This is a genomic window from Escherichia sp. E1130, assembly GCF_005781065.1.
Lineage (GTDB): Bacteria > Pseudomonadota > Gammaproteobacteria > Enterobacterales > Enterobacteriaceae > Escherichia.
The window spans coordinates 19,449-44,609 of sequence record NZ_VATL01000025.1 but is presented as its reverse complement, the minus strand read 5'-3'; the positions used below and the strand labels follow the sequence as shown (position 1 = coordinate 44,609).

Here is a 25,161-nt window from a genome sequence, read left to right as displayed (position 1 = left end):
CGATTCCTCTGTAGTTCAGTCGGTAGAACGGCGGACTGTTAATCCGTATGTCACTGGTTCGAGTCCAGTCAGAGGAGCCAAATTCAAAAAAGCCTGCTTTCGAGCAGGCTTTTTGCTTTCTACGTAACAACTATTTTAAAACATCTGCCTCGCCCCAGAATTAACTTGCACAGGCATTCCCGATCGACGTTGCAAAGCTGCGTTTGCGCGATTTACATCAACTTCTTGTCCATTGATAAATGCCTGCAATGAAGGCGTTACCGGCAATGGCACTTTTCTGTCGGACTCATATTCCGCCCGATTGCGCGATAACGGTTCATGAACTTCCAGCCACTTTGAGCCATCCAGTTCCGTTGTGTATTTCACCGGCTGATCAATAATTTGTACACGAGTACCTACAGGCACATTATCAAACAGATATTTGATATCGTCATTGCGCAGACGAATACAGCCCTGACTTACCCGGAGCCCAATACCAAAATTGGCATTGGTACCGTGGATGGCATACAACCTGCCAATATAAATCGCGTACAGCCCCATAGGATTATCGGGACCCGCAGGGACAAATGCTGGCAGGCTCTCCCCTCGTTTCGCATATTCGCGCCGAGTGTTAGGAGTTGGCGTCCAGGTTGGAGCTTCTTGTTTACGTTCAACGGTAGTCACCCAATTGCGCGGTGTTTCGCGCCCGGCCTGACCGATACCGATAGGAAAGACCTCCACAGTATTACTGTCTGGCGGGTAGTAATAAAGACGCATCTCAGCGACGTTAACCACAATCCCTTTACGAACAGTGGCGGGCAAAATCAGTTGCTGCGGAATGGTGAGTTGCGAGCCAGACTTCGGCAAGAAAACATCAGCGCCCGGATTCGCTTCCAGCATATTACTCAGACCTTGCCCATACTGTGCAGCAAAGTTTTCCAGCGGCTGGGTATTGTGATCAGGAACCGTAATTGTCAGTGGTTGCCCGACTAAACGGCTACCCTCTGGAGGGAGTGGATAAGTTACCGCCAGACTATTATGGCTGGCAAAAAGCAGAGCAAATGAACAAAGTATATTTACACGACGCATCATGTCCCTTTCCTAAGTCGCGAAAGCTATCCGATAATTATAGCTTTTATCTGACTTTTCGTTTTTAACTGTTCAATTCAGAAGTCGTCTTCCCCGGTAGAACAATATTACTGGCGGCAAGTTCTCCCATGTTGCTGTATATCGCGCAGGCGGCTTCGATGATGGGCATCGCCAGCGCTGCGCCACTCCCCTCACCTAAACGCATTTCCATATTGAGATAAGGCTCCAGCCCCAAATGTGACAGCGCTATACGCGCCCCTTTTTCTGCCGACAGGTGAGAAGGAATGAGATACGGTTTGATTGCAGGACACATCCGGCAGGCGGCAAGTGCAGCGGCGTAAGAAAGAAATCCATCCAGCAACACGGGTAAACCGCAGGAAGCGGCACCTAACATTACGCCAGCCATTCCGACCAAATCAAACCCACCGACTTTGGCCAGCACATCAATACCATCCAGTGGATTCGGTTGATTCAATGTTATTGCCCGACGAACAACATCAACTTTATGCGCCAGTTTATCTGTCGGCAGGTTTGCGCCAATACCGACCACTTCTTCAGGATCGCGTCCAGTAATCGCACTGACTATCGCCGCTGCCGGTGTGGTATTTGCCATCCCCAGTTCACCCACACCAAACAGCGTGACGCCATTTCTCGCTAACTCGCGCGTATATTGTATGACGTCCAAAAGCAACTCTTCAGCCTGACAGGGGCTCATTGCCGGACCCGAGGCAATATTACCGCTACCTCGTGCGACACGCATGTTAATAAGCCCAGGGATAGGCTCAACGGTATCAATCCCAACATCAATCACGTGAACTTTAGCGCCCGCTTGTGCTGCCAGCACACACACACCAGTTGTTCCACGTGTCATATTTTCAGCCTGGATGGCTGTCACTGCTTTCGGAGAAATAGCGACACCTTCATCCCAGACGCCATGATCGGCACACATAACCAGCACTGCTTTTTGGCCCACATGAGGCACACCATTCAGTCCCGGCATTCCTGCCAGTTGTACGGCAAGCGCCTCCAGTCTTCCCAGACTACCGACAGGTTTGAGTAACCCATCAATATACCGTTGGGTACGCGACATAGCGGCAGGATCGATGGCAGGGATCGTATTCAATAATTCGGCGAGTGTTTGCATGTAGCGTCTCTTCGGTAATCAGTCTTATAGCAGTGCCAGCAGGAAGACCAGTTCACCAAGTTCTATGGCTGCTCCTAGCGTATCGCCGGTTTGCCCGCCCAGAGTCCGTTTGAGAAGCTGGCCGAGGACGAAAATCGCCACCATCGTCACCACCATAGCAGCCACACCATGCATACCCGGCAATAATACGGCAGCAAAAATAGCGGCTAAACCGAGGGTGACACAGGTTTGTCGCCCGTCAATTTTGCCAATGAACACATTACCAAGCCCTTCTTCCCGGGCATAACAATGACGATACATCAACAATGCGGCAGTCCCACGGCTAACCGCACATGCAGCCGCCAGCGATGCAAGGATCGGTTCGCCACGCAGTGCCAACTCGCTTAGCACCAGAATCTTTGCCAGAACCACAAAAATCAGCGCCAGACCACCGTGGGTACCCAAACGGCTATCACGCATGATTTCCAACATGCGATCGCGGCTACGTGCAGAAAATACGCCATCACAGGTATCTGCGAGGCCGTCCAGGTGGAATCCCCCTGTCATCAGCGCCAGCACCAGCACGCTAAACAGAGCCGCCAGCGGTATGCCACACCATGCCTGCAACGCCATGAAGACCAGTCCACTAATGGCGCCAAGCAATAAACCAATTAAGGGAAAAGTAATGATACCGCGAGAATAATGCTCGAAATCCAGCCCCTGGGACCAACGACGCGGTACAGGCAGACGCGTAATAAAAGAGAGCATCGCCCAAAATAATTTACTCATTTGATTTTTACTCCAATACCCGAAACCACCAGCCATACTTCATCTGCCGCAGCGGCCAGCTGCTGATTTACCCGCCCGGCAATATCACGAAAATGTCGCGCCAGACGATTCTCCGGCACAATCCCCATGCCCACTTCATTGGTCACTAATACGACCTTTGCAGTACAACGTTGACAGGCGGCAATCAACGACTGAATCTCACCGTTAATCGCCTGCTCCATCGCGCCATAATCCCATTTTTCAGAATCTTTATCGCCGCTATATTCAAACAAAAGATTAGTCACCATTGTTGTAATGCATTCCAGCAATACGGCAGCCTGCGGGTTAATGTCTGTGTTAATTAACTCATCAAGATTTTGCCAGCGTTCCACCGTGTGCCAGTGCGCCGGGCGGCCTTGCCGATGGTGTTCAATCCGTGCGGCCATCTCATCATCAAAAATTTGCGAAGTAGCGATATACAGGACCTGTGGAGTGTCCCCAATAAGCGCCTCGGCGTGCCGGCTCTTCCCGCTCCGTGCGCCCCCCGTCACCAAAATCATCATACGGACTCCCGGTTCAATTGTATGATGGTATTCATTGACCAGAGCAATGGATGTTCCACTGTTACTGACCGTAATAACATTTCTTCGATTAATACTGCGCGTATTAAAAATAAAAATCCAGCATTCTCAATCCATTACGAATGGGGGAGGCATTGTGAAATAGCCCAATTCGCCTGCGTTAACGACCGACAAAATGTGTCATTAGCAACGGTTTCTCTGAATTGACACATTTCATTCAGATAATGGAGTAACGCTACAGCCCCACCAGCCGTGCCATTCAGCAAACGAGCATTGTGCTCTGCTATTAAGATTACCGTCACGCCATCAGGCAGAGGGAGCCTTTCTGGGATGAGCGTCTCGCTTTCAGCAATCAATAACAGCACTGAATAATCGCTATACGCATCTGATAATGATTGTTCTGGCCCCCCGTTAAAAGGCAGGAAACCTTGCTGCCAATCCTCACCGACAAAACAGGTAATAGGCAACATTTCAGCCAGATGTTTAGCGAGTTCAATATCGCCAGATGAGAGGCAAAAAAGAGCTATCGATTCAGGTTTTATCGTTTTCATGACCACCACCCTCCGCTTAGTTTCCTGTAATAACGGTCAGGTTGATATGCCACAAAAAAAGATTGCCACACCATAAGTGCAGCCCTGGTGCCTGTCGACACGACGATGAATGAAATAAATGCTGCCGCCATCCCCTGATCCTTTCAGGGTGGTAGGGGTATAAAGACGCGCCAGTGCTCAACCGGGCGCTTCCAGACAACCCACTTCCCACCGAAGTTGTTGGTATTAACTGACAGGCTGGTCTTCTGGCTTAGCGTCATCCTCCCCCGACCTTCCCGATCTCACGATCAGTGGCATTTTCGGGGTTGTCAGCATTACAGCAGCGGGGGCTGCGAGGGATTTCCACCCTCTTCCCAGGCACAAATGTGCCAAACCTGTCAGCGTATGTTATGAGCTGATTTCAATTTTCCCATAACACGTAAATGAATTATTACTGCCAGAGTATATTTAATCATCCCTCATTTTTTACATTGAATTTATGCCGTTTCCGCAGCCATATTTTCGCTAATTTGCTGACGGTAAACCTGCGGCGTTACCTGATAGGTCTGTCGAAAAACTTTGCAAAAATAACTGGTTTGAGAGAAGCCTAAATTACGCGCAATGCTGGCGATGCTCCAGTCACTATGGCACAGCAACTCACGGGCGCTGGCCATGCGTTGTTGGTTTACCCATGCATTAAAACCAATCCCATGATATTTCTTAAACAATTTACTGAAATAATAAGGGCTTAGATAAACATGCGAGGCAACATCCTCCAGGCGTAAATCGTCTGATAAATGCGCATCAATATAGCGCAATGCTTTTTTCATTTTATTATCGTGGGGATTAGACGCACGGGTCTGACGAACTGAATCCGAATGAGGTTTATTCTCTTTAATAACGACAAAATTGAGTTGCTTTTTGAGGCAATTTTCCACAATCAACTTCAACAAATCAGCAGAGGCCATAACTCGCGAGTAATCCATCTCCGGGACTTTGCGAAATTCATTAAGTAATTCGGGATCTGCTTGCCAACGATCATCGACATTCAGAATATCGATCAAATCGACATCACCATTACGCAGGCGGACTTGTCCACACAACACAAAGCCGACTAAATGCCCGGCAATCACCAAAGGAATAGAGAAATCGGTTAATCCTGCATGGCAACGGTAAATACAAGGTTGATCGGATTTAGAAGCTTCCAGGCCTCCACAACGATCGCTCATGCGGCAGCGAGTGCTAAGCTGTGGATGTTGCCGCATCATCTGACAAAACGGGGTGAAGTTAAAAAGTTCGGAAATTTCATCACCGTGGATATTGACCACGACAACCGCAAGGCTGGTCGCCTGCGCAAAATCCTGCGCGATTTTATTAATGAGTTCTGAATTAAGTGTCGCCGCAGAAATCATGATAAAACCTCCCAGTTAATTTATTGTTATTGTAAAAAACAATTGTTTTACATTTAATCTTCACATCATCCCTGATGATTTACTGACGAGAAGCACAAAGGACAATAACAAAAGCCTCCATGAAGCGGGAGACTTTTTAATAAGTTCGGAAAGCAGATCACAAACAGTAAAAAAATAAACGTTTATAACCGCCAGATTATTTCGCTATTCGCGGATATCTTTAGGCGTAACACTATTGACAGGTAAATTTTGTGCAATGAGAAAGCGATAAATCGCCGCACCAACGCAGGCACCAATGACCGGGGCAATAATGGGTACAATAAAATAAGGAATATTGCGTCCGCCAGTCATCGCTATTTCTCCCCAACCCGCAAGCCAGGTGAAAATTTTTGGCCCAAAATCACGCGCTGGATTCATGGCAAAACCGGTTAATGGTCCAGTAGAAGCACCAATAACAGCAACCAGAATACCAATCAGTAAAGGTGCAAGAGGCCCCTTCGGTACACCGTTGCCGTCATCGGTCAACGCCATAATCAATCCCATCAACATAGACGTGATGACTATTTCAACCAGTGCCGCCTGCCATACATTTATTGCCGCTGCCGGGTAAGTACTGAAGATACTGGCGAGTTGTAAACTTTCTGCACTTCCACGAACCATATTGTGGGCAGATTCAAAATCGGTAAACAAATTGCTGTATAAAAAATATGCCAGAACCGCACCACCAAAGGCACCCGCTAATTGCGCCACACAAAATGGCAGCACTTTACGGGCTGGGAAAGAGGCAAACAGCCACAGAGCAATGGTAACTGCCGGGTTGAGATGAGCACCGGAAATACCTGCCGTAAGGTAAACAGCAAGCGAAATCCCTAACCCCCAAATAATACAAATTTCCCACAGCCCCAGACTTGCCCCAGCAAGTTTGAGGGCACACAAACAACCAATGCCAAAAAAGAGGAACAGTCCGGTGCCCAAAAACTCGGCAACGCATTGCGCCTTGAGTGAATCATTCATAGTGACACCTTCTTTGCGGAGTTTGTTTCTTCATCAGCCAACAGAATTGCTGATTGTTATGTATATCGAGCGCAACTATAAAAATTGCTCTGCGGAAAATATTGCCAACATGCATGACAGACTCGTGGAAAAATCGTGCTGACATAGCAAATTATTGTCATTGCAGAAGCATGCAACACAGCGTTAATCAGTGTTGAAAGTAATAATTACCGCCAAACTTTCACAATAAAAAATTGTCATCATGACATAATAAAATTTAAACAAATATCACAGTTCCTTTCCGCGAACCAAACCCAACGAAATATTATTCGCGATTAAACCCTTCAGCCAACGCAATTAATTCACATTGAAAGGCCCACAAAACAACCAATAAATTAATAACATATAGTATATAAAAGCAATTTTATAATATTTGTCCTCTATTTATTTTTCTCATTGGCCGATTAAGTCAGCCATTCTTTTTCCTCGCTTTTTTTTATAGTCATATCGTCAAAAAATCCAGGCGAGGTCTTTATGCAACAAGAAGCGTTAGGAATGGTAGAAACCAAAGGCTTAACTGCCGCCATAGAGGCCGCAGACGCCATGGTGAAGTCGGCAAATGTATTGCTGGTTGGCTACGAAAAAATAGGTTCCGGGCTGGTGACCGTCATCGTGCGTGGCGATGTCGGGGCTGTAAAAGCGGCAACAGACGCAGGTGCCGCCGCCGCGCGTAACGTCGGTGAAGTAAAAGCCGTACACGTTATTCCCCGCCCACATACCGATGTCGAAAAAATCTTACCAAAGGGAATTAACCCATGAGTAGCAATGAACTGGTCGAACAGATCATGGCGCAGGTCATCGCTCGCGTAGCGACGCCAGAGCATGAGGTTCTCCCGGAAACCACTCATCAAACACGAGAGACGGCTATGGCAGAAAAAAGCTGCACGTTAACGGAATTTGTTGGCACCGCTATTGGCGACACTGTAGGTCTGGTCATTGCGAACGTTGATAGCGCCCTGTTGGACGCGATGAAACTTGAAAAACGCTATCGCTCCATTGGCATTCTGGGTGCACGTATTGGCGCAGGTCCACACATTATGGCCGCTGATGAAGCGGTAAAAGCTACGAACACTGAAGTTATTAGCATTGAACTTCCTCGCGATACCAAAGGCGGTGCCGGACACGGCTCATTAATCCTCTTAGGTGGCAACGATGTTTCCGACGTGAAACGCGGTATTGAAGTTGCCCTGAAAGAACTCGACCGGACCTTTGGTGATGTCTATGCCAACGAAGCCGGGCATCTTGAACTGCAATATACCGCCCGCGCCAGCTATGCACTGGAAAAAGCGTTTGGTGCACCACTGGGACGGGCTTGCGGCGTTATTGTTGGCGCTCCAGCCGCTGTGGGTGTTCTGATGGCCGACACCGCGCTGAAGTCCGCCAATGTGGACGTGGTGGCATACAGCTCGCCTGCTCATGGCACCAGCTACAGCAATGAAGTCATTCTGATTATCTCGGGTGACTCCGGCGCAGTCCGTCAGGCGGTCATCTCCGCACGCGAAATCGGTAAAACCGTACTTTCGACTCTCGGCGATACACCGAAAAACGATCGCCCTTCCTACATCTGAATTCCCTGAGGCTGATTCATGAGATCGAAAAGATTTGAAGCACTGGCCAAACGCCCGGTCAACCAGGACGGTTTCGTTAAAGAGTGGATTGAAGAAGGCTTCATTGCGATGGAAAGCCCGAACGATCCAAAACCGTCAATCAAAATTGTTAACGGCGTCGTCACCGAGCTGGATGGAAAACCCGCCAGCCAGTTTGACCTGATCGACCACTTTATCGCCCGTTACGGCATCAATCTCGCGCGCGCCGAAGAAGTCATCGCGATGGATTCGGTCAAACTTGCCAATATGCTGTGCGATCCGAATGTCAAACGTAGCGATATCGTTCCCATTACCACAGCAATGACGCCCGCCAAAATCGTCGAAGTGGTTTCGCAGATGAACGTGGTAGAGATGATGATGGCGATGCAGAAAATGCGCGCCCGTCGAACACCATCACAACAGGCTCACGTCACTAACGTCAAAGATAACCCGGTACAAATTGCCGCCGACGCAGCCGAAGGCGCATGGCGCGGGTTTGATGAACAGGAAACCACCGTTGCCGTGGCTCGCTATGCGCCGTTCAACGCCATCGCTCTGCTGGTAGGTTCACAGGTAGGGCGCCCGGGCGTCTTGACCCAGTGTTCACTGGAAGAAGCCACCGAACTGAAACTCGGTATGTTAGGCCACACCTGTTACGCCGAAACGATTTCTGTTTACGGCACGGAACCTGTTTTCACCGATGGCGATGATACCCCGTGGTCAAAAGGATTTCTCGCGTCATCTTATGCTTCTCGCGGTTTAAAAAAATGCGCTTTACTTCCGGCTCCGGCTCTGAAGTACAGATGGGTTACGCGGAAGGCAAATCAATGCTTTATCTCGAGGCTCGTTGCATTTACATCACCAAAGCCGCAGGCGTACAGGGGCTGCAGAATGGTTCCGTAAGCTGCATTGGTGTTCCATCAGCTGTGCCGTCAGGCATCCGCGCAGTGCTGGCGGAAAACCTAATTTGCTCATCGCTGGATCTGGAATGTGCCTCCAGTAATGACCAGACCTTTACCCACTCAGATATGCGCCGTACCGCGCGTTTCCTGATGCAGTTTCTGCCGGGTACTGACTTTATCTCTTCCGGTTTTTCCGCTGTGCCGAACTACGACAACATGTTTGCCGGTTCAAACGAAGACGCCGAAGACTTCGATGATTACAACGTCATTCAGCGTGACCTGAAGGTTGATGGCGGTCTGCGACCGGTGCGCGAAGAAGATGTTGTCGCTATCCGCAATAAAGCCGCACGCGCTTTACAGGCTGTCTTTGCCGGTATGGGATTACCCCTTATTACCGATGAAGAAGTCGAAGCGGCGACCTATGCCCACGGTTCGAAAGATATGCCAGAGCGCAACATTGTAGAAGACATCAAGTTCGCCCAGGAAATTATCAATAAAAACCGTAACAGCCTGGAAGTGGTGAAAGCCTTGGCGCAAGGCGGTTTTACCGATGTCGCTCAGGACATGCTCAACATGCAAAAAGCGAAACTGACCGGCGATTATCTCCATACCTCAGCCATTATCGTCGATGACGGACAAGTGCTCTCTGCGGTCAATGACGTCAATGATTACGCCGGACCGGCTACAGGTTATCGCCTGCAAGGGGAACGCTGGGAAGAGATCAAAAATATTCCCGGTGCACTTGATCCCAACGAAATTGACTAAGGGTGAGCAATGGAAATTAACGAAAAATTACTGCGTCAGATTATCGAAGACGTGCTGGCAGAAATGCAAACCAGCGACAAGTCCGTTTCATTTCGCGCACCTGTCGCCGCAACAGTCTCTTCCGCGCCGGATACCGGAAATTTTTTAACTGAAATTGGCGAAGCCCAACAAGGCACTCAGCAGGATGAAGTCATTATTGCTGTAGGCCCGGCATTTGGCCTGGCGCAGACCGTCAATATTATCGGTATTCCGCATAAAAACATCTTGCGTGAAGTGATTGCCGGTATCGAAGAAGAAGGTATTAAAGCGCGTGTGATTCGTTGTTTTAAATCGTCCGATGTCGCATTCGTAGCAGTCGAAGGCGATCGCCTTAGTGGTTCCGGCATTGCTATTGGTATTCAGTCAAAAGGCACCACGGTTATCCACCAGCAGGGGCTTCCCCCTTTGTCTAACCTGGAACTTTTCCCGCAAGCGCCTTTGTTGACGCTGGAAACTTATCGCCAGATTGGTAAAAACGCCGCGCGTTATGCGAAGCGTGAGTCTCCACAACCAGTTCCGACCCTCAACGATCAAATGGCGCGGCCTAAATACCAGGCCAAATCAGCCATTTTGCATATCAAAGAGACGAAGTACGTGGTCACTGGCAAAAAACCGCAAGAACTGCGCGTGACGTTTTAACAAAGGAAACCTTCATGAATACCGATGCAATTGAGTCGATGGTCAGGGACGTGTTGAACCGCATGAACAGTCTACAGGATGCAGCTCCTGTTTCTGCGACACCCAACGCGTCAATACAGAACGCCAAAGTGACGGATTATCCGCTGGCAAATAAACATCCGGAATGGGTTAAAACGTCGACCAATAAAACGCTCGACGATTTCACTCTGGAGAATGTACTCAGCAATAAAGTCACCGCCCAGGACATGCGCATAACCCCTGAAACATTGCGTATTCAGGCCGCGATTGCCAGAGATGCTGGTCGCGATCGTCTGGCGATGAATTTTGAACGTGCCGCCGAGCTTACCTCAGTGCCGGATGATCGCATCCTTGAAATCTATAATGCGTTACGCCCTTATCGTTCAACTAAGCAAGAACTCATTGCCATTGCTGACGATCTTGAACGTCGTTATCAGGCCAAAATTTGCGCTGCATTTGTCCGCGAAGCTGCAGAACTCTATGTCGAGCGTAAAAAACTGAAAGGCGACGATTAAGGACGAACTATGCGATATATAGCAGGCATTGATATCGGCAATTCATCTACAGAAGTTGCTCTGGCGACGCTCAGTACGTCTGGAAAATTGTCATTCGTGAGCAGCGCCCTTGCGGAAACCACCGGAATTAAAGGTACGTTGCGTAACGTATATGGCATTCAGGAGGCGCTCGCACAGGCAACGAAAAAAGTCGGCATCAATGTCAGCGATATTTCGCTTATTCGTATCAACGAAGCAACTCCTGTCATTGGCGATGTGGCGATGGAAACCATTACGGAAACCATCATCACCGAGTCAACCATGATTGGTCACAACCCAAAAACGCCAGGCGGAGTAGGACTGGGCGTGGGGCTCACCATCACTCCACAAGAGTTGTTAACACGTCCGGCGGATACACCGTACATTCTGGTCGTGTCATCGGCATTTGATTTTGCCGATATCGCGACCATGATAAACGCCTCCGTGCGTGCCGGATATCAACTGACTGGCGTTATTCTGCAACGTGATGATGGCGTGCTTGTCAGTAACCGCCTGGAAATCCCTTTACCCATTGTTGATGAAGTCCTCTACATCGATCGTATTCCGCTCGGCATGCTGGCCGCGATTGAAGTCGCCGTTCCCGGGAAGGTTATCGAAACCCTGTCTAATCCGTATGGGATTGCCACTGTTTTCGCCCTCAATGCTGAAGAGACTAAAAATATCGTTCCTGTTGCACGAGCACTCATAGGCAACCGTTCTGCAGTAGTGGTGAAAACACCTTCTGGCGACGTTAAAGCCCGTTCGATACCCGCCGGAAACATCGAGCTGCTTTCTGCCGGACGTACAATACGAGTTGATGTTGCTGCTGGTGCCGATGCCATTATGAAAGCGGTCGGCGAGTGCCCAAAACTGGAAAACGTAACGGGAGAACCGGGCACCAACATCGGCGGTATGCTGGAACATGTTCGCCAGACTATGGCGGAACTGACCAATAAACCCAGCCACGAAATTTTTATTCAGGATTTACTGGCGATAGATACCTCTGTTCCCGTCAGCGTAACCGGTGGGCTGGCTGGTGAATTTTCACTGGAACAGGCAGTGGGTATCGCCTCTATGGTGAAATCCGACCGACTGCAAATGGCGATGATCGCCAGTGAAATTAAGCAAAAACTGCATGTTGATGTTCAGGTCGGAGGCGCTGAAGCAGAAGCTGCAATTCAGGGAGCCTTGACTACCCCAGGAACCACACGCCCTCTGGCAATTCTGGACTTAGGCGCAGGTTCTACCGATGCCTCCATCATCAATCAGAAAGGGGAAATGATAGCCACTCACCTTGCGGGAGCGGGCGACATGGTGACGATGATTATTGCCAGGGAACTGGGCTTAAATGATCGTTATCTCGCAGAAGAAATCAAAAAATACCCGTTGGCAAAAGTAGAAAGCCTGTTCCATTTACGCCATGAAGACGGCAGCGTTCAGTTCTTCCCTACTCCGCTGTCCCCTCATGTATTTGCCCGCGTTTGTGTGGTGAAACCTGACGAACTGGTGCCTATTCCCGGCGATTTAACACTGGAAAAAGTACGTGCTGTTCGCCGCAGTGCGAAAGAGCGCGTCTTCGTCACCAATGCCCTGCGCGCGCTACGTCAGGTAAGTCCAGGCGGAAATATTCGCGATATTCCGTTCGTCGTTCTGGTCGGCGGTTCTTCGCTGGATTTCGAAGTACCGCAGTTAGTCACCGATGCATTGGCGCATTATCGATTGGTCGCCGGACGGGGGAATATCCGTGGTAGTGAAGGCCCGCGCAATGCGGTAGCTACCGGGCTACTGATTTCCTGGCACAGGGAGTTGGCTCATGGAAAGTAAAGAACATACGCCCGCTATTGTCGTTACGGAAATAGGTGACTGTATCAGTACATGGAATGAGGTGCTTCTTGGCATTGAAGAGGAAGGTATCCCCTTTCGCATTCAACATATCCCGTCAGGTGAAGTCATCGATAGCGCCTGGCAGGCTGCTCGTCAGTCCCCCCTGTTGGTTGGCATAGCCTGCGACCGGGAAAAGCTGATTGTGCATTACAAAAACTTACCGGCATCAGCGCCACTGTTTACGCTGATGTATCAACAAGATAACCATGCCCGGCGCAGCATCGGCAATAACGCTGCCCGCCTGGTAAAAGGCATTCCCTTCAGGGAATGCCACTCATAATCCACAGGAGAAACGCTGTATGAACAACGCACTAGGACTGGTTGAAACAAAAGGGTTAGTTGGCGCAATTGAAGCCGCAGATGCCATGGTTAAATCCGCCAACGTGCAACTGGTTGGCTATGAAAAGATTGGTTCGGGTCTGATTACGGTGATGGTCCGTGGCGATGTTGGCGCAGTAAAAGCCGCCGTTGATGCAGGAAGCGCCGCCGCAAGCGCCGTTGGCGAAGTGAAATCCTGCCATGTCATCCCGCGGCCACACAGCGATGTTGAGGCCATTTTACCTAAATCTGCATAACCCCATTCGCTAAGGAGCACAGCGTGAAGCAATCACTGGGATTACTTGAAGTCAGTGGTCTGGCACTCGCCATCAGTTGCGCAGATGCTATGGCAAAAGCCGCGTCCATCACGCTGGTTGGCCTTGAGAAGACCAATGGCTCAGGCTGGACGCTCATTAAAATCACCGGTGACGTCGCCTCGGTTAATGCGGCGATCGCGACGGGTGCCAGTTTCGCCGAACAGCGAAATGGCCTCGTCGCACACAAAGTGATTGCCCGCCCGGGTGAGGGAATACTGCCCCGCCCAACAGAAGCAATGAATACGACGGTGGCAGTAAGCGAAACGCCAGCAACAGTCGCCCCCTCAGAGATTATCAGCTGTAATTTGTGTCTTGATCCCGCGTGTCAACGGCAAAAAGGTGAGCCACGTTCACTTTGTCTGCACTCTGATAAGCGAGGGGAGTAGCAATGGATAAACAAACCTTGCAGGAGACTGTTAGCCAGGTTCTGGATGAAATGCGCGAGCGCCCTATCCCTCTGGGCGTTTCCAGTCGTCATATTCATCTTTCAACGGCGGATTATGTGCGCCTTTTTCCTGAACAACCGATCAGCGAGAAAAAGTCATTACTGCAACCTGGTCAATTCGCTGCTGAACAGGTTGTTACGCTGGTGGGACCAAAAGGCAAATTACACAACGTTCGCTTGTTAGGGCCACTACGTAACTCAAGCCAGGTGGAGATTTCCCGGACTGACGCCAGAACATTAGGGATCACAGCCCCGCTACGTATGTCTGGCGATCTCAACGGCACACCGGGGATTCGTCTGATAAGCCCGTTTGCAGAGCTGGAAATCGCTTCTGGCGTTATTGTCGCACAACGGCACATTCATATGTCTTCGCTAGATGCCCTGATTTATGGCGTTACACATGGCGATAAAGTGGCGGTCGCCATTGAAGGTGATGAACGACGACTGATATTCGATAACGTTGCTGTTCGCGTCTCACCAGATATGCGCCTTGAAATGCATATTGATACCGACGAGGCCAACGCCGCAGGCGCTGATAATCCAGCCGTTTTTGCCACGCTGGTGTCGTTGCCATGAATAACAAACTGATGCAACACATTGTTGAAGAAGTGATTTTTCGCCTGAAACAACGTGCGGGGAAAACACTCGCGCTGACGGTTTCGCAACTGCGAGAAGCCCGCGTTAACGAAATAGTTCATCAGTATGCTTCGTTACAAATTCGATTCGTCGATTTACCGTTGCTGCGACAACTTGCGGAGAACGAAACGTCAGATCGAGCGGTAATCCACATTCACGAGGCGTTAGCCTGGGGAATACACATTCAATTGTCGTTGCAGAGTCATTTCCTGAACGCCATCAAATTGAAGTCTCTCGCTCATCTACCGCTAACCTGGTGCGACGAACAAGGACAACCAATCTACCTTCATCGTGGTCAACTTTTAAGTTATGCCGACGTAGTGCAGTTATGCGCAGGGATAGTGGTGTTGCAACGGAAATGTTGTGTGACCGCACTTGCGCGTGAAGCGGCAATGACCCGAAACATTCAGTTAATCAGGCAGGAGTAACCCATGCATCTGGCTCGAGTCACAGGCGCGGTGGTATCCACGCAAAAATCACCATCCCTGGTCGGGAAAAAACTGCTGCTGGTTCGCCGGGTCAGTGCTGACGGCGAACTGCCTCTCACGCCATTAACCGGTGACGAAGTTGCCGTTGATTCAGTCGGTGCAGGCGTCGGTGAGTTGGTACTCCTCAGCAGCGGCTCCAGCGCCAGACATGTTTTTAGCGGCCCCAACGAAGCCATCGACCTGGCAGTGGTCGGCATTGTAGATACGATTTCGCGCTAAGGAGTTGAAAGATGGCGATTTATACCCGCACAGGTGATTCAGGAAGTACGTCTCTATTTACCGGACAACGCGTGAGTAAAACTCATCTACGCGTCGAAGCCTACGGCACACTGGATGAACTGAACGCGACACTCAGTCTGTGTTATTGCGCTACCGCCATCGAAAGCCATCGCATATTACTGGAAGCCATTCAGCAACAGATATTTTGGTTTAGCGCCGAACTCGCCAGTGAAAGCGAGCAGCCATCAGCGCAGCAGCGTTACATCAGTACGGAAGAAATTGCCGCACTTGAAAAAGCGATCGATAGCGCAATGAGCGCTGTTCCTCCAGTTCACTGTTTCATTCTGCCAGGACGTTGTGAAGCCGCGAGCCGCATGCATTTCGCCCGCACCGTGGCCCGGAGAGCTGAAAGGCGTCTGGTTGAACTGACAAAGGAAGCCTCCGTCCGCCATGTTTTGCTGCACTATATTAACCGGCTTTCCGATTGCCTGTATGCCCTCGCCCGCGTGGAAGACAACATTGCTCATCAGAACCTGATGATTCAGGAAATCACAAAACGTTATCACGCAGCCAACCACATTCCAGCATTGAAGGAACGCACGATGTCGCTCACTTTTCAGGATCTTCATCAGCTCATTCGTAGCGCGGCAATGCGCGCGGATGAACTGCATATTCCCGTTGTCATCAGCATTGTTGATGCCAACGGGACAGAAAGTGTTACCTGGCGGATGCCTGATGCACTTCTGGTCAGCAGTGAACTGGCACCGAAAAAAGCCTGGACCGCCGTGGCGATGAAAACGGCAACACACAAGCTTACGGATACCGTGCAACCGGGTGCGCCGCTTTACGGACTCGAAAGCCATATGCAAGGCAAAGTCGTCACTTTTGGTGGCGGCTTCCCCCTCTGGCGTGACGGAATATTGCTTGGAGGGCTTGGGATTAGTGGTGGTAGCGTTGAACAAGACATGGATATTGCCCAAAGCGCAATGACGGCAATTAACGTGGGAGAAAACCAATGAATAACTCTGAATTAGAAACACTGATCCGCAATATTCTGCGCGAACAGCTTGTCCCCGCGTCATCACAAACGCAAAAAAACGGTATTTTCCAGACTGTCGATGAAGCTGTCTGCGCTGCACATCTGGCCTTTTTGCGCTTTCAACAGTGTCCGCTTAAAACCCGCAGCGCCATTATCAGCGCCATTCGCGAAGAATTAACGCCCCGCCTTACAGAACTGGCAGAAGAGAGCGCGAACGAAACGGGGATGGGAAATAAAGAAGATAAGTACTTAAAAAACAAAGCGGCACTCGATAACACACCTGGAATTGAAGATTTAACCACCACCGCACTGACCGGTGATGGTGGCATGGTTTTGTTTGAATACTCCCCGTTTGGAGTTATTGGCTCGGTCACGCCAAGTACCAATCCCACGGAAACCATCATTAACAACAGCATCAGCATGCTGGCAGCTGGTAATAGCGTCTACTTCAGTCCACACCCAGGAGCCCAAAACGTCTCGCTGAAATTGATCGCCATAATCGAAGACATCGCGTTTCGCTGTAGTGGCATTCATAACCTGATCGTTACTGTATCTGAACCGACCTTTGCCGCAACCGAACAGATGATGGTGCACCCTAAAATCAGCGTTCTGGCGATTACCGGCGGTCCGGGTATCGTCGCCATGGGAATGAAAAGTGGCAAAAAAGTGATTGGTGCCGGTGCGGGTAATCCCCCCTGCATCGTCGATGAAACGGCAGATATTGTGAAAGCTGCCGAAGACATCATCAATGGAGCCTCGTTTGATTACAACCTGCCGTGTATCGCTGAAAAAAGCCTGATCGTCGTGACCTCAGTGGCTGATTATTTAATTCAACAGATGCAAAGTTTTGGCGCCCTTCTTCTTAGCCATGAACAAACTGAAAAATTGCGTGCTGTTTGCCTGCCAGACGGCGTCGCCAACAAAAAACTGGTCGGCAAAAGTCCATCAACCTTGCTCGAGGCCGCAGGCCTCCCTTTGCCGGTAAAAGCGCCGCGCTTACTGATTGCCGTTGTTGACGCCGATGATAGCTGGGTTACCAGCGAACAACTCATGCCAATGCTACCCATTGTGAAGGTCAACGATTTTGATAGCGCCCTCGCACTGGCGCTGAATGTAGAAGACAGTTTGCATCACACCGCAATTATGCACTCGCAGAACATCTCACGGCTCAACCTTGCTGCGCGCGTTATGCAAACCTCTATCTTTGTCAAAAATGGCCCCTCCTGGGCTGGTATTGGCGTCGGTGGCGAAGGTTTTACGACCTTCACCATTGCTACACCGACCGGAGAAGGGACAACGTCAGCCCGGACTTTTGCCCGCTCACGACGCTGTGTGTTAACCAGCGGCTTTTCCATTCGCTAGAGAAACGGAAATGAATACTTTTTCACTACAAACGCGTTTATACAGCGGACCGGGAAGTCTCAAAGTGCTTAGTCGTTTCACCAATAAGCACATCTGGATTATTTGCGACGCCTTTCTGGCGCGATCGCCATTGATTGATACCTTGCGCCTGGCGCTACCCGACAGCAATCGCCTCAGTATTTTTAGCGAAATAACGCCCGATCCAACTATCCAGACAGTGGCAAAAGGCATCTCTCAGATGCAAACTTTGCGCCCGGATGTGGTTATCGGTTTTGGCGGCGGCTCTGCACTGGACGCCGCAAAAGCAATTGTCTGGTTTAGTCGCCAGTGTGCTATCGAAATTGAAACCTGCGTCGCTATTCCCACCACCAGCGGCACCGGTTCAGAAGTGACCAGCGCCTGTGTCATCAGCGATCCTGAGAAAGGAATTAAATATCCCCTTTTCGATAACGCACTTTATCCGGATATCGCGATCCTTGATCCATCTCTGGTCGTGAGCGTGCCACCGGCGATAACGGCCAATACCGGAATGGATGTTTTAACCCATGCGCTTGAAGCCTATGTTTCTCCCCGCGCCAGTGACTTCACGGATGCACTGGTCGAAAAAACCGTGCAAATTGTTTTTCAATACCTGCCCACTGCAGTGAAGAAAGGCGATTGTATTGCCACCCGCGGTAAAATGCATAATGCCTCTACACTTGCCGGAATGGCCTTTAGCCAGGCCGGACTGGGATTAAATCATGCGATTGCCCATCAACTCGGTGGGCAGTTTCATTTGCCCCACGGTCTGGCGAATGCGCTCCTGCTGACGTCAGTTATTCGTTTTAATGCTGGCGATCCTCGCGCCGCCAAACGCTACGCCCGGCTGGCTAAAACGTGTCATTTATGCCCGGACAATGCCAATGACACCGCAAGCCTGAATGCACTCATTCAACATATTGAACAGCTCAAAAAAGCGTGTTCAATACCGACTCTCGCCAATGCGCTGAAAGAAAAAAAAGCAGAATGGTCATCACGTATTCCCGATATGGTTCAGGCGGCGCTGGCGGATGCTACATTGCGTACCAACCCACGAGTGGCTGATACCAATGCTATTGCAGAATTGCTTGAGGAGTTGTTATGAACGTCGAGTTTACGTCCTGCGACGGTCAGACGATCCGCGAGCGAGTACAAGCAGCAGGCGTTGTTGGTGCTGGTGGCGCAGGATTTCCGACACATATCAAGCTACAAGCACGTGTTGATACGTTCCTGGTGAATGCGGCGGAATGCGAACCCATGTTGAAAGTGGACCAGCAGTTAATGGCACAGCAAGCCAGCCGCCTGCTTCGCGGTGTTCACTATGCAATGAAAGCCACCGGGGCCAGTAGCGGAATCATCGCGCTGAAAGAAAAGTATCAACTGGCAATAAACGCCCTCACACCATTACTACCGCCTGATATCCGCCTGCATATTTTGCCCGACGTTTACCCCGCAGGAGACGAAGTGCTGACCATCTGGATGGCAACAGGTCGCCGCGTTCCACCAGCCGCGTTGCCCGTTAGCGTCGGCGTAGTCGTCAATAACGTCCAGACTGTGCTGAATATTGCCAGAGCTGTTGAGCAGCAGTATCCGGTAACGCGCCGCACGCTAACCGTTAATGGTGCAGTTGCTAACCCCGTAACGGTGACAGTTCCCATCGGGATCTCTTTACGCGAGGTACTGGCGCTGGCGGGAGGCGCAACAGTAGATAATCCTGGTTTTATCAATGGCGGTCCGATGATGGGGAGTTTGATCACATCGCTCGATACGCCAGTCAGCAAAACCACTGGCGGCTTGCTGGTTTTACCCAACTCTCATTCACTGATCCAACGTCGAATGCAGGATGACCGTAGCGTACTTGCCGTCGCGAAAACCGTTTGTGAACAATGCCGCTTATGTACCGATCTCTGCCCACGCCATTTAATTGGTCACGAACTATCACCACATTTGTTAGTACGTGCAGTTAACTACCAACAGCTCGCTACGCCGCAACTGTTACTGACAGCGCTCACCTGTTCGGAGTGCAACGTCTGCGCCAGCGTTGCCTGCCCGGTAGGTATTTCACCCATGCGCATAAACCGCCTGCTTAAGCAGGAACTACGCGCAAAAAACCTCCGCTACGAAGGTGCCTTAAATCCTGAGGATGCCATGGCAAATTATCGGCTGATTCCAGTAAAACGGCTGGTGACAAGATTGGGATTAGCCACGTGGTATCAGGACGCGCCATTGTCTGAACACGTACCACAACCCGAAAAAGTGACGCTATTGTTACGCCAGCACATCGGTGCCAGCGCAATTCCATGTGTACAAAAAGGCGATTGCGTCGTTCGTGGACAATGCGTGGGGCTAATTCCACACGGCACATTAGGTGCCCCTGTTCATGCCAGTATTGATGGCATGGTCAGCGATGTGACAGAAAACGCGATTACGATAGTGAGAGGTTAATCATGTCGAAAGCGGTAGGTATTTTAGAACTTAGCAGTATCGCGAAAGGAATGGAAACCGGCGATGCCATGCTGAAAAGCGCCAACGTTGAATTACTGGTCAGCAAAACGCTTTGCCCCGGTAAATTTCTGCTGATGCTCGGAGGCGATGTCGGGGCAGTACAGCAGGCCATCAACAGCGGCGCTTCCCTTGCAGGTGAAATGCTGGTCGACAGTCTGCTCCTTCCTAATATTCATCCCTCTATCCTGCCCGCAATCAGCGGTCTGAACCATGTTGACCAGCGACGGGCTGTCGGTGTAGTCGAAACCTGGAGTGTCGCCGCCTGCATTGACGCTGCCGATTGTGCAGTGAAAGCGGCAAACGTCACGCTCGTACGGGTACATATGGCCTTTGGTATTGGCGGTAAATGCTACATGGTAGTGGCAGGCGATATTTCTGATGTTAATAACGCGGTATCTGTCGCCAGCGAACGAGCGGGGGAAAAAGGTTTGTTGGTCTATCGCTCGGTAATTGCCCGTCCGCATGAAGCCATGTGGCGTCAGATGGTGGAGGGATAATGTCAACTCAGCACACGACTGAACGAATGATTCAGGAATATGTCCCCGGTAAACAGGTCACGTTGGCACATGTTATTGCCAATCCTGGAAAGGATCTGTTTAAAAAATTAGGCTTACCGGACACCGTTTCCGCTATTGGCATTCTGACGATTACCCCCAGCGAAGCATCTATCATCGCATGTGATATCGCTACAAAATCAGGCGCTGTAGAGATTGGTTTTCTTGATCGTTTTACCGGTGCCGTAGTGCTGACTGGCGATGTTTCTGCTATCGAATATGCACTTAGCCAGGTTACCCGCACACTGGGCGAAATGATGCACTTTACCGCCTGCCCCATTACGCGGACCTGACACTATGCGACGCATGATGCTCATTGGCCCCAGCCAGTGCGGAAAAACATCACTCACGCAATGCCTGCGCGGAGAGAATATTCAGTATCAGAAAACGCAGGCAATCGTCTGGTCACCGGCCACCATTGACACTCCCGGGGAATACCTCGAAAACCGCAGTCTTTACAGTGCGCTGCTGGTCAGCGCCTGTGAAGCAGACATTATCGCGCTGGTGCTTAATGCGGACGCGCCGTGGTCCCCTTTTTCGCCAGGCTTTACCACGTCAATGAATCGCCCGGTCATTGGGGTAGTCACCAAAGTGGATTTAGCCAGTGAAGAACAGATATCTTTGGTGAAATGCTGGCTACGGGAAGCTGGAGCACGAAAGGTGTTAGTGACCAGTGCGGTAAATAACATCGGGATTGCAGAACTTCTTGCCTTATTGCATACAGAAGAAGGCTGTCGTTAAGCCAGAAATTTCAATATGTTATGAGATGGGTATGATGACTTACAACAGTGAGAAAAGAATCAATGAACAATGAGGATTGCCCGGCAATCCTCATTGAATAAAGTAGAAATTACTTCGCTTCGCCGTTTTTCATTTCGCCCATAGCTTTCAGCTTTTTGGAGATATCGCGGCGTTCTTTGGAGAGCTCAGCATTTTTGATGATGTAATCATCAACACGATCTTCATAGTCGCCTTTCATGCTGGCGATGATGCCCTGAATTGCTTCAACGCTCATACCAGGTTTGATGTAGTCGCTCAGGTTGTCGAGCAGCAGGACGCGTTTCTGGTTGTCACGGATCTTTTTCTCAACGTCCTGGATTTCACGTTGCAGCTTGTTCTTACGGCGGAACAGACGAACAAATTCCAGCACGTCCTGGAATGAAGGCTTGGTAGTTTCCATTTTTATACCCCTGATAATGTGAGAGTCGGATTCGTTTAAGCAACCGCTATTCGTTAGGGCCAACATTACTCATAGCTGCCGCAGATGACAATGCTTTTATCCCTGTTCACTATCATACCCTTTATCCTTGCTGAATCGAAGCAGCAGCAATTTGATTCTGAAGGTCGGAATTTATTTGCGTAAAGCCCGACAAATCAGATTTGACAGCAACTCCAGTTGATGCGCCGTTTCCATGTTTAGCCATACATAGCCATAAATCGGCGTCTCAACGACTTTCAGATCATGATGATTAGCGAGCAACTGGCGCAACTCTTCCACAGCATCGTTCAGTTTTTCTGTATTAGCAAAAACCGGCTGTGGATTACCTTCGTACAGGGCATGAACAAGAGTCAGCACTATTTGCTGCATCATTTGCTGTGTGTCGCGCAGTTTTTGCGCATTCAGTAGCACAAAATGACTGGGCCTCGTGGCCCAGTAAGCATTGATTTGTAGCTCCAGCATACAAACCAGATTACGGTTAATCGTCTGGATACCTTCATATATCGATTTTGGAATACGGGTTTCTTTGCTGGCGGGTGCAATCAGCCCACGCATTTTCACGGCATCAGCCAGGAGTTTTTGCAGATGGCTTTCCAGATGCGGGCGTTCCAGTAGGTTCGGTGAAAATGCTGATTGGTAGACCCGGTTATATTCGGTCAGACTTTTCGCCAGTTGAATACGCCAGTGGATGAAGGCCCGTTGCGGCCAGATGCCGGTAAACAGCATTGCCAGTAAAGAACCGAGGATCACATCGCCGCTTCGCCATAATGCGGTATCAATTTCACCTGTCGGGGAACCAACAACAATTGCCAGCGTCACGCCAATCAATAAACCTTGATACGGTTTCTTACCCAACGCCAGCCAACCGCAAAGAAACATGGCTGCTGCACACCAGATTAACATCAACGGTAAAGAGATTAACTCCAGTTGCAGAGCGATAAGACCTAAAATCGACCCCAACACCGTACCGCCAATACGTTCAAAGGCGCGAGGGACGACGTTACCCCAAAACGAGATAGGCCCCATGATCACTACCATAGTGACCAGCGGCCAGGTGCTTTCCGGGATGGTAAACAGGCGAATGATGAGAAAAGTCAGCAGGAATGCCAGCGCGACGCGAGTACCATGCACGATTCGGTAATGACGGTACACACGAATTTCAAACGGACTAAGGCACTTATCAGCTCGCACGCTGCAACTCCGTAAAATAAGGATAAACGACCAGACACTAAACCAGCTGTCCAGCCGACTTTCAACCAGTAATCAGGAACATTCCCGAAGGGATCATCAGAAGTCTGAAGGCCAATATTACCCTTTTACATGACGAAAAACAGCGAAGCAATCAGGTTAACACCCTGTTGTTGCATCAGCATTAACCCATTTTCGGCTGCACTGCGACATACATTTCAATATCCCAATAGCCGTCTTCCGCTCCGTTATTAAGATAAACTTCGAAACAGGGCTTAGTTGACATCTGATAAGCACTGTCTTGCAAGAGAGTATTAAAAAACTGATACCATGGCGTAGAAAAATCATCGCCTTCTACGCGGGCAACGGCAACCGCATATTGCCCACCGGAGATTTCCGTCAGGATCACGCCTTCACTGTTTTCCGGTAGAGTGAAGTTGTTCTCCAGGGAAACCACCGTGTCACAACGTAACTTTTCGGCGGGTGTTTCATCTGGGTTATCGTAATAGACGGCGATCCATTCCTTAGGCACAACTTTTTTGTTGTCTACCCACATCATCAACTGCTCAAAACCTTTTTTTACCGTTTGTTCCCACGGGCCAACGAGATGGAAACCTGCAACGGTACGTTTATCTTCCTGCTTAATCTCGTAGTTCATGACGCCTCCACATACACTGTTTTTTTGTACAGTGTATTTTGCAATGTAAATACCACAAGGAATGAGTGTTGATTATGCGAGCAGACTCGCACTCCTGCCAGTCGGCGCTAAATAAAGGTCAGGATTTATGGTGGAAATAATCGCTCAACCTGGAAAACATACCGCCTTCACCGACAGATTCCAGGGTTACCAATGGCCAGTGCGCAACCAATTTATCGCGGTCGTACAGCTCAATTTCCCCTACCCGCTTGTGAGCAGCAATTGGCGCAGTGAGTTCTTTACCATCAAGGGTATATTTTGCTTTGATATTAGGGATCTCCGCTTTCGGCAGCACCATCCAGAATTCTTGTTCCGTTCCCAGTGCGATGTTTTCTTTATCACCATACCAGATGCGTTCCGTACCGACCTTTTTCCCACGGTGCAAAATTTGCACCGTAGTAAAGTTTTGCTGCCCCCAACGCAGTAATTTTCTAGCCTCTTCTTCGCGAGCTTTTGCGCTGTCGGCCCCCATTACCACTGCAATGAGACGGCGTTGCCCATCCACCGCCGAAGCAATGAGATTAAACCCGGCCCCGGATGTATGCCCGGTTTTCAGGCCGTCAACGTTCATGGTTTTATCCCACAATAGCCCGTTTCGGTTTTGCTGGGTGATGCCGTTCCAGGTAAGGCTTTTTTCGCTGTACATATGGTAAAACTCAGGTTCGCCGTGGATGATGGCGCGAGAAAGCACGGCTAAATCATAGGCTGAGCTATGCTGGCCCGGCGCATCCAGACCGTGAACCGTTTCAAAATGGGTATCCTGTAAATGCAACTTTTCAGCGTAATTGTTCATCATTGTGACGAACTGCCGTTGCCCCCCGGCAATATAATCTGCAAGCGCCACACAGGCGTCATTGCCGGAATCCACAATTAATCCACGGCTTAAATCACGTACCGATACGCGATCGCCCTCTTTCAAAAACATCAGTGAAGAGCCGACAAAAACCGGATTATCTTTCGCCCACGCATCGCGTCCCACAGTGACAATATCGTCTGGTGTTATGCGATGGCTATCGATAGCGCGATCGACGACATAGCCCGTCATTAGCTTAGTCAGGCTGGCAGGGTTACGTTGTTGGTGCTCATTACCCGCCGTGAGGATCTGTCCGGTTGTGTAATCCATCAAAACCCATGATCCCGCATGAATCTCCGGAGGTTGGGGTGAAAAGGGAATCTTTTCCGCCGCAAAACCAGACGATAAATTAAAAACGAACAAAGAAGCAGCAATAATAAGACGGCGTTTCAACAGCAAATC

29 protein-coding genes, 1 tRNA gene, 1 pseudogene and 1 riboswitch are annotated in these 25,161 nt (G+C 49.9%); of the genes and pseudogenes, 20 read left to right on the top strand and 11 right to left on the bottom strand.

Translation table 11 applies throughout. The features are described from left to right. Positions 1-4 precede the first annotated feature (4 nt). Positions 5-80, top strand: a tRNA-Asn gene (locus tag FEK66_RS21135). Positions 81-135: 55 nt separating this feature from the next. On the opposite strand, the gene ldtA is transcribed toward FEK66_RS21135, so the two are convergent. The 7 genes from ldtA to pduF all read right to left on the bottom strand — a co-directional run bounded on the left by ldtA (position 136) and on the right by pduF (position 6,496). Continuing rightward, positions 136-1,071, bottom strand: coding sequence for a L,D-transpeptidase (ldtA, locus tag FEK66_RS21130; RefSeq protein ID WP_135494117.1), 936 nt, complete (start codon positions 1,069-1,071; stop codon positions 136-138). Between the two features lie 61 nt (positions 1,072-1,132). Next, positions 1,133-2,212, bottom strand: coding sequence for a nicotinate-nucleotide--dimethylbenzimidazole phosphoribosyltransferase (gene cobT / locus FEK66_RS21125; RefSeq protein WP_130208643.1), 1,080 nt, complete (start codon positions 2,210-2,212; stop codon positions 1,133-1,135). 24 nt (positions 2,213-2,236) lie between these two features. Continuing rightward, a complete protein-coding gene (gene cobS / locus FEK66_RS21120; protein ID WP_130208645.1) occupies positions 2,237-2,980 on the bottom strand; it encodes an adenosylcobinamide-GDP ribazoletransferase in 744 nt (247 codons plus the stop codon). Further along, positions 2,977-3,522 (bottom strand): bifunctional adenosylcobinamide kinase/adenosylcobinamide-phosphate guanylyltransferase, encoded by a 546-nt coding sequence (gene cobU / locus FEK66_RS21115; RefSeq protein ID WP_130208647.1) that lies wholly within the window; start codon positions 3,520-3,522, stop codon positions 2,977-2,979. The genes cobS and cobU overlap by 4 nt, the downstream gene beginning before the upstream one ends. Positions 3,523-3,656: 134 nt before the next feature. Then, positions 3,657-4,091, bottom strand: coding sequence for a cobalamin biosynthesis protein (locus FEK66_RS21110; RefSeq protein ID WP_135494119.1), 435 nt, complete (start codon positions 4,089-4,091; stop codon positions 3,657-3,659). 217 nt (positions 4,092-4,308) lie between these two features. Continuing rightward, positions 4,309-4,484: riboswitch (cobalamin riboswitch) on the bottom strand. 83 nt (positions 4,485-4,567) lie between these two features. Beyond that, positions 4,568-5,482, bottom strand: coding sequence for a regulatory protein PocR (gene pocR / locus FEK66_RS21105; protein ID WP_130208651.1), 915 nt, complete (start codon positions 5,480-5,482; stop codon positions 4,568-4,570). Positions 5,483-5,686: 204 nt separating this feature from the next. Next, on the bottom strand, positions 5,687-6,496 hold the full coding sequence (gene pduF, locus FEK66_RS21100) for a propanediol diffusion facilitator PduF (protein WP_130208653.1): 810 nt from the start codon (positions 6,494-6,496) through the stop codon (positions 5,687-5,689). A 513-nt stretch (positions 6,497-7,009) separates the two neighbouring features. Here pduF and pduA point away from each other — a divergent pair. The 19 genes and pseudogenes from pduA to FEK66_RS21005 all read left to right on the top strand — a co-directional run bounded on the left by pduA (position 7,010) and on the right by FEK66_RS21005 (position 21,543). Next, a complete protein-coding gene (gene pduA / locus FEK66_RS21095; RefSeq protein WP_001183614.1) occupies positions 7,010-7,294 on the top strand; it encodes a propanediol utilization microcompartment protein PduA in 285 nt (94 codons plus the stop codon). Continuing rightward, positions 7,291-8,103 carry a propanediol utilization microcompartment protein PduB gene (gene pduB, locus FEK66_RS21090; RefSeq protein WP_064529394.1) on the top strand — a complete coding sequence of 271 codons (813 nt, stop codon included), beginning with the start codon at positions 7,291-7,293 and terminating at the stop codon, positions 8,101-8,103. Before pduA ends, pduB begins: the two co-directional genes overlap by 4 nt. An 18-nt stretch (positions 8,104-8,121) precedes the next feature. After that, positions 8,122-9,788 (top strand): annotated as a pseudogene (gene pduC / locus FEK66_RS21085) (propanediol dehydratase large subunit PduC). A gap of 9 nt (positions 9,789-9,797) precedes the next feature. After that, positions 9,798-10,466, top strand: coding sequence for a propanediol/glycerol family dehydratase medium subunit (locus FEK66_RS21080; RefSeq protein WP_130208657.1), 669 nt, complete (start codon positions 9,798-9,800; stop codon positions 10,464-10,466). Between the two features lie 14 nt (positions 10,467-10,480). Next, positions 10,481-10,999, top strand: a complete 519-nt coding sequence (pduE, locus tag FEK66_RS21075) for a propanediol dehydratase small subunit PduE (RefSeq protein WP_135494121.1) — start codon at positions 10,481-10,483, stop codon at positions 10,997-10,999. Positions 11,000-11,008: 9 nt separating this feature from the next. Beyond that, complete coding sequence (locus FEK66_RS21070; protein WP_135494123.1) at positions 11,009-12,841, top strand: diol dehydratase reactivase subunit alpha; 1,833 nt, start codon at positions 11,009-11,011, stop codon at positions 12,839-12,841. Beyond that, positions 12,831-13,181: a glycerol dehydratase reactivase beta/small subunit family protein gene (locus FEK66_RS21065; RefSeq protein WP_000444000.1), complete on the top strand. Its 351-nt coding sequence runs from the start codon at positions 12,831-12,833 to the stop codon at positions 13,179-13,181. Before FEK66_RS21070 ends, FEK66_RS21065 begins: the two co-directional genes overlap by 11 nt. Before the next feature lie 19 nt (positions 13,182-13,200). Next, positions 13,201-13,476: a propanediol utilization microcompartment protein PduJ gene (pduJ, locus tag FEK66_RS21060; protein ID WP_001057752.1), complete on the top strand. Its 276-nt coding sequence runs from the start codon at positions 13,201-13,203 to the stop codon at positions 13,474-13,476. Positions 13,477-13,499: 23 nt separating this feature from the next. Beyond that, positions 13,500-13,922 carry a BMC domain-containing protein gene (locus FEK66_RS21055; RefSeq protein ID WP_205713432.1) on the top strand — a complete coding sequence of 141 codons (423 nt, stop codon included), beginning with the start codon at positions 13,500-13,502 and terminating at the stop codon, positions 13,920-13,922. A 2-nt stretch (positions 13,923-13,924) separates the two neighbouring features. Continuing rightward, complete coding sequence (locus FEK66_RS21050) at positions 13,925-14,557, top strand: phosphate propanoyltransferase (RefSeq protein WP_135494127.1); 633 nt, start codon at positions 13,925-13,927, stop codon at positions 14,555-14,557. After that, a complete protein-coding gene (gene pduM / locus FEK66_RS21045; RefSeq protein ID WP_135410121.1) occupies positions 14,554-15,045 on the top strand; it encodes a microcompartment protein PduM in 492 nt (163 codons plus the stop codon). Before FEK66_RS21050 ends, pduM begins: the two co-directional genes overlap by 4 nt. Before the next feature lie 3 nt (positions 15,046-15,048). Next, complete coding sequence (locus tag FEK66_RS21040) at positions 15,049-15,324, top strand: EutN/CcmL family microcompartment protein (RefSeq protein WP_130208669.1); 276 nt, start codon at positions 15,049-15,051, stop codon at positions 15,322-15,324. Positions 15,325-15,335: 11 nt separating this feature from the next. Next, on the top strand, positions 15,336-16,343 hold the full coding sequence (gene pduO / locus FEK66_RS21035; RefSeq protein WP_135494129.1) for a two-domain cob(I)yrinic acid a,c-diamide adenosyltransferase PduO: 1,008 nt from the start codon (positions 15,336-15,338) through the stop codon (positions 16,341-16,343). Then, on the top strand, positions 16,340-17,725 hold the full coding sequence (pduP, locus tag FEK66_RS21030; RefSeq protein WP_138211534.1) for a CoA-acylating propionaldehyde dehydrogenase PduP: 1,386 nt from the start codon (positions 16,340-16,342) through the stop codon (positions 17,723-17,725). The genes pduO and pduP overlap by 4 nt, the downstream gene beginning before the upstream one ends. A 10-nt stretch (positions 17,726-17,735) precedes the next feature. Further along, positions 17,736-18,848, top strand: coding sequence for a 1-propanol dehydrogenase PduQ (locus tag FEK66_RS21025; protein ID WP_135494131.1), 1,113 nt, complete (start codon positions 17,736-17,738; stop codon positions 18,846-18,848). Further along, a complete protein-coding gene (locus FEK66_RS21020; protein ID WP_135494133.1) occupies positions 18,845-20,188 on the top strand; it encodes a 4Fe-4S dicluster domain-containing protein in 1,344 nt (447 codons plus the stop codon). Before FEK66_RS21025 ends, FEK66_RS21020 begins: the two co-directional genes overlap by 4 nt. Before the next feature lie 2 nt (positions 20,189-20,190). Next, a complete protein-coding gene (gene pduT, locus FEK66_RS21015) occupies positions 20,191-20,745 on the top strand; it encodes a propanediol utilization microcompartment protein PduT (RefSeq protein WP_130259977.1) in 555 nt (184 codons plus the stop codon). Beyond that, positions 20,745-21,095: a propanediol utilization microcompartment protein PduU gene (gene pduU, locus FEK66_RS21010; protein WP_130259978.1), complete on the top strand. Its 351-nt coding sequence runs from the start codon at positions 20,745-20,747 to the stop codon at positions 21,093-21,095. Before pduT ends, pduU begins: the two co-directional genes overlap by 1 nt. A gap of 4 nt (positions 21,096-21,099) precedes the next feature. Beyond that, positions 21,100-21,543 carry a EutP/PduV family microcompartment system protein gene (locus FEK66_RS21005; protein WP_131161064.1) on the top strand — a complete coding sequence of 148 codons (444 nt, stop codon included), beginning with the start codon at positions 21,100-21,102 and terminating at the stop codon, positions 21,541-21,543. Between the two features lie 109 nt (positions 21,544-21,652). Here the strand turns inward: FEK66_RS21005 and FEK66_RS21000 are convergent, their stop codons facing one another. The 4 genes from FEK66_RS21000 to dacD form a co-directional block, all read right to left on the bottom strand. After that, positions 21,653-21,982: a DUF496 family protein gene (locus FEK66_RS21000; RefSeq protein ID WP_000450409.1), complete on the bottom strand. Its 330-nt coding sequence runs from the start codon at positions 21,980-21,982 to the stop codon at positions 21,653-21,655. Between the two features lie 171 nt (positions 21,983-22,153). Next, positions 22,154-23,212 (bottom strand): FUSC family protein, encoded by a 1,059-nt coding sequence (locus tag FEK66_RS20995; protein WP_135494135.1) that lies wholly within the window; start codon positions 23,210-23,212, stop codon positions 22,154-22,156. Positions 23,213-23,393: 181 nt separating this feature from the next. Continuing rightward, positions 23,394-23,867 carry a DNA gyrase inhibitor SbmC gene (sbmC, locus tag FEK66_RS20990; RefSeq protein WP_135494137.1) on the bottom strand — a complete coding sequence of 158 codons (474 nt, stop codon included), beginning with the start codon at positions 23,865-23,867 and terminating at the stop codon, positions 23,394-23,396. A 118-nt stretch (positions 23,868-23,985) separates the two neighbouring features. Further along, entirely contained in the window at positions 23,986-25,152 is a 1,167-nt protein-coding gene (gene dacD, locus FEK66_RS20985; RefSeq protein WP_135407155.1) for a serine-type D-Ala-D-Ala carboxypeptidase DacD, read from the bottom strand. Between the last annotated feature and the right edge of the window lie 9 nt (positions 25,153-25,161).

Excerpts from the sequence above, each read along its gene's own strand:
- ldtA (WP_135494117.1), bottom strand. The coding sequence starts at position 1,071 with ATGATGCGTCGTGTAAATATACTTTGTTCATTTGCTCTGCTTTTTGCC.
- cobT (WP_130208643.1), bottom strand. The coding sequence starts at position 2,212 with ATGCAAACACTCGCCGAATTATTGAATACGATCCCTGCCATCGATCCT.
- cobS (WP_130208645.1), bottom strand. The coding sequence starts at position 2,980 with ATGAGTAAATTATTTTGGGCGATGCTCTCTTTTATTACGCGTCTGCCT.
- cobU (WP_130208647.1), bottom strand. The coding sequence starts at position 3,522 with ATGATGATTTTGGTGACGGGGGGCGCACGGAGCGGGAAGAGCCGGCAC.
- FEK66_RS21110 (WP_135494119.1), bottom strand. The coding sequence starts at position 4,091 with ATGAAAACGATAAAACCTGAATCGATAGCTCTTTTTTGCCTCTCATCT.
- pocR (WP_130208651.1), bottom strand. The coding sequence starts at position 5,482 with ATGATTTCTGCGGCGACACTTAATTCAGAACTCATTAATAAAATCGCG.
- pduF (WP_130208653.1), bottom strand. The coding sequence starts at position 6,496 with ATGAATGATTCACTCAAGGCGCAATGCGTTGCCGAGTTTTTGGGCACC.
- pduA (WP_001183614.1), top strand. The coding sequence starts at position 7,010 with ATGCAACAAGAAGCGTTAGGAATGGTAGAAACCAAAGGCTTAACTGCC.
- pduB (WP_064529394.1), top strand. The coding sequence starts at position 7,291 with ATGAGTAGCAATGAACTGGTCGAACAGATCATGGCGCAGGTCATCGCT.
- FEK66_RS21080 (WP_130208657.1), top strand. The coding sequence starts at position 9,798 with ATGGAAATTAACGAAAAATTACTGCGTCAGATTATCGAAGACGTGCTG.
- pduE (WP_135494121.1), top strand. The coding sequence starts at position 10,481 with ATGAATACCGATGCAATTGAGTCGATGGTCAGGGACGTGTTGAACCGC.
- FEK66_RS21070 (WP_135494123.1), top strand. The coding sequence starts at position 11,009 with ATGCGATATATAGCAGGCATTGATATCGGCAATTCATCTACAGAAGTT.
- FEK66_RS21065 (WP_000444000.1), top strand. The coding sequence starts at position 12,831 with ATGGAAAGTAAAGAACATACGCCCGCTATTGTCGTTACGGAAATAGGT.
- pduJ (WP_001057752.1), top strand. The coding sequence starts at position 13,201 with ATGAACAACGCACTAGGACTGGTTGAAACAAAAGGGTTAGTTGGCGCA.
- FEK66_RS21050 (WP_135494127.1), top strand. The coding sequence starts at position 13,925 with ATGGATAAACAAACCTTGCAGGAGACTGTTAGCCAGGTTCTGGATGAA.
- pduM (WP_135410121.1), top strand. The coding sequence starts at position 14,554 with ATGAATAACAAACTGATGCAACACATTGTTGAAGAAGTGATTTTTCGC.
- FEK66_RS21040 (WP_130208669.1), top strand. The coding sequence starts at position 15,049 with ATGCATCTGGCTCGAGTCACAGGCGCGGTGGTATCCACGCAAAAATCA.
- pduO (WP_135494129.1), top strand. The coding sequence starts at position 15,336 with ATGGCGATTTATACCCGCACAGGTGATTCAGGAAGTACGTCTCTATTT.
- pduP (WP_138211534.1), top strand. The coding sequence starts at position 16,340 with ATGAATAACTCTGAATTAGAAACACTGATCCGCAATATTCTGCGCGAA.
- FEK66_RS21025 (WP_135494131.1), top strand. The coding sequence starts at position 17,736 with ATGAATACTTTTTCACTACAAACGCGTTTATACAGCGGACCGGGAAGT.
- FEK66_RS21020 (WP_135494133.1), top strand. The coding sequence starts at position 18,845 with ATGAACGTCGAGTTTACGTCCTGCGACGGTCAGACGATCCGCGAGCGA.
- pduT (WP_130259977.1), top strand. The coding sequence starts at position 20,191 with ATGTCGAAAGCGGTAGGTATTTTAGAACTTAGCAGTATCGCGAAAGGA.
- pduU (WP_130259978.1), top strand. The coding sequence starts at position 20,745 with ATGTCAACTCAGCACACGACTGAACGAATGATTCAGGAATATGTCCCC.
- FEK66_RS21005 (WP_131161064.1), top strand. The coding sequence starts at position 21,100 with ATGCGACGCATGATGCTCATTGGCCCCAGCCAGTGCGGAAAAACATCA.
- FEK66_RS21000 (WP_000450409.1), bottom strand. The coding sequence starts at position 21,982 with ATGGAAACTACCAAGCCTTCATTCCAGGACGTGCTGGAATTTGTTCGT.
- sbmC (WP_135494137.1), bottom strand. The coding sequence starts at position 23,867 with ATGAACTACGAGATTAAGCAGGAAGATAAACGTACCGTTGCAGGTTTC.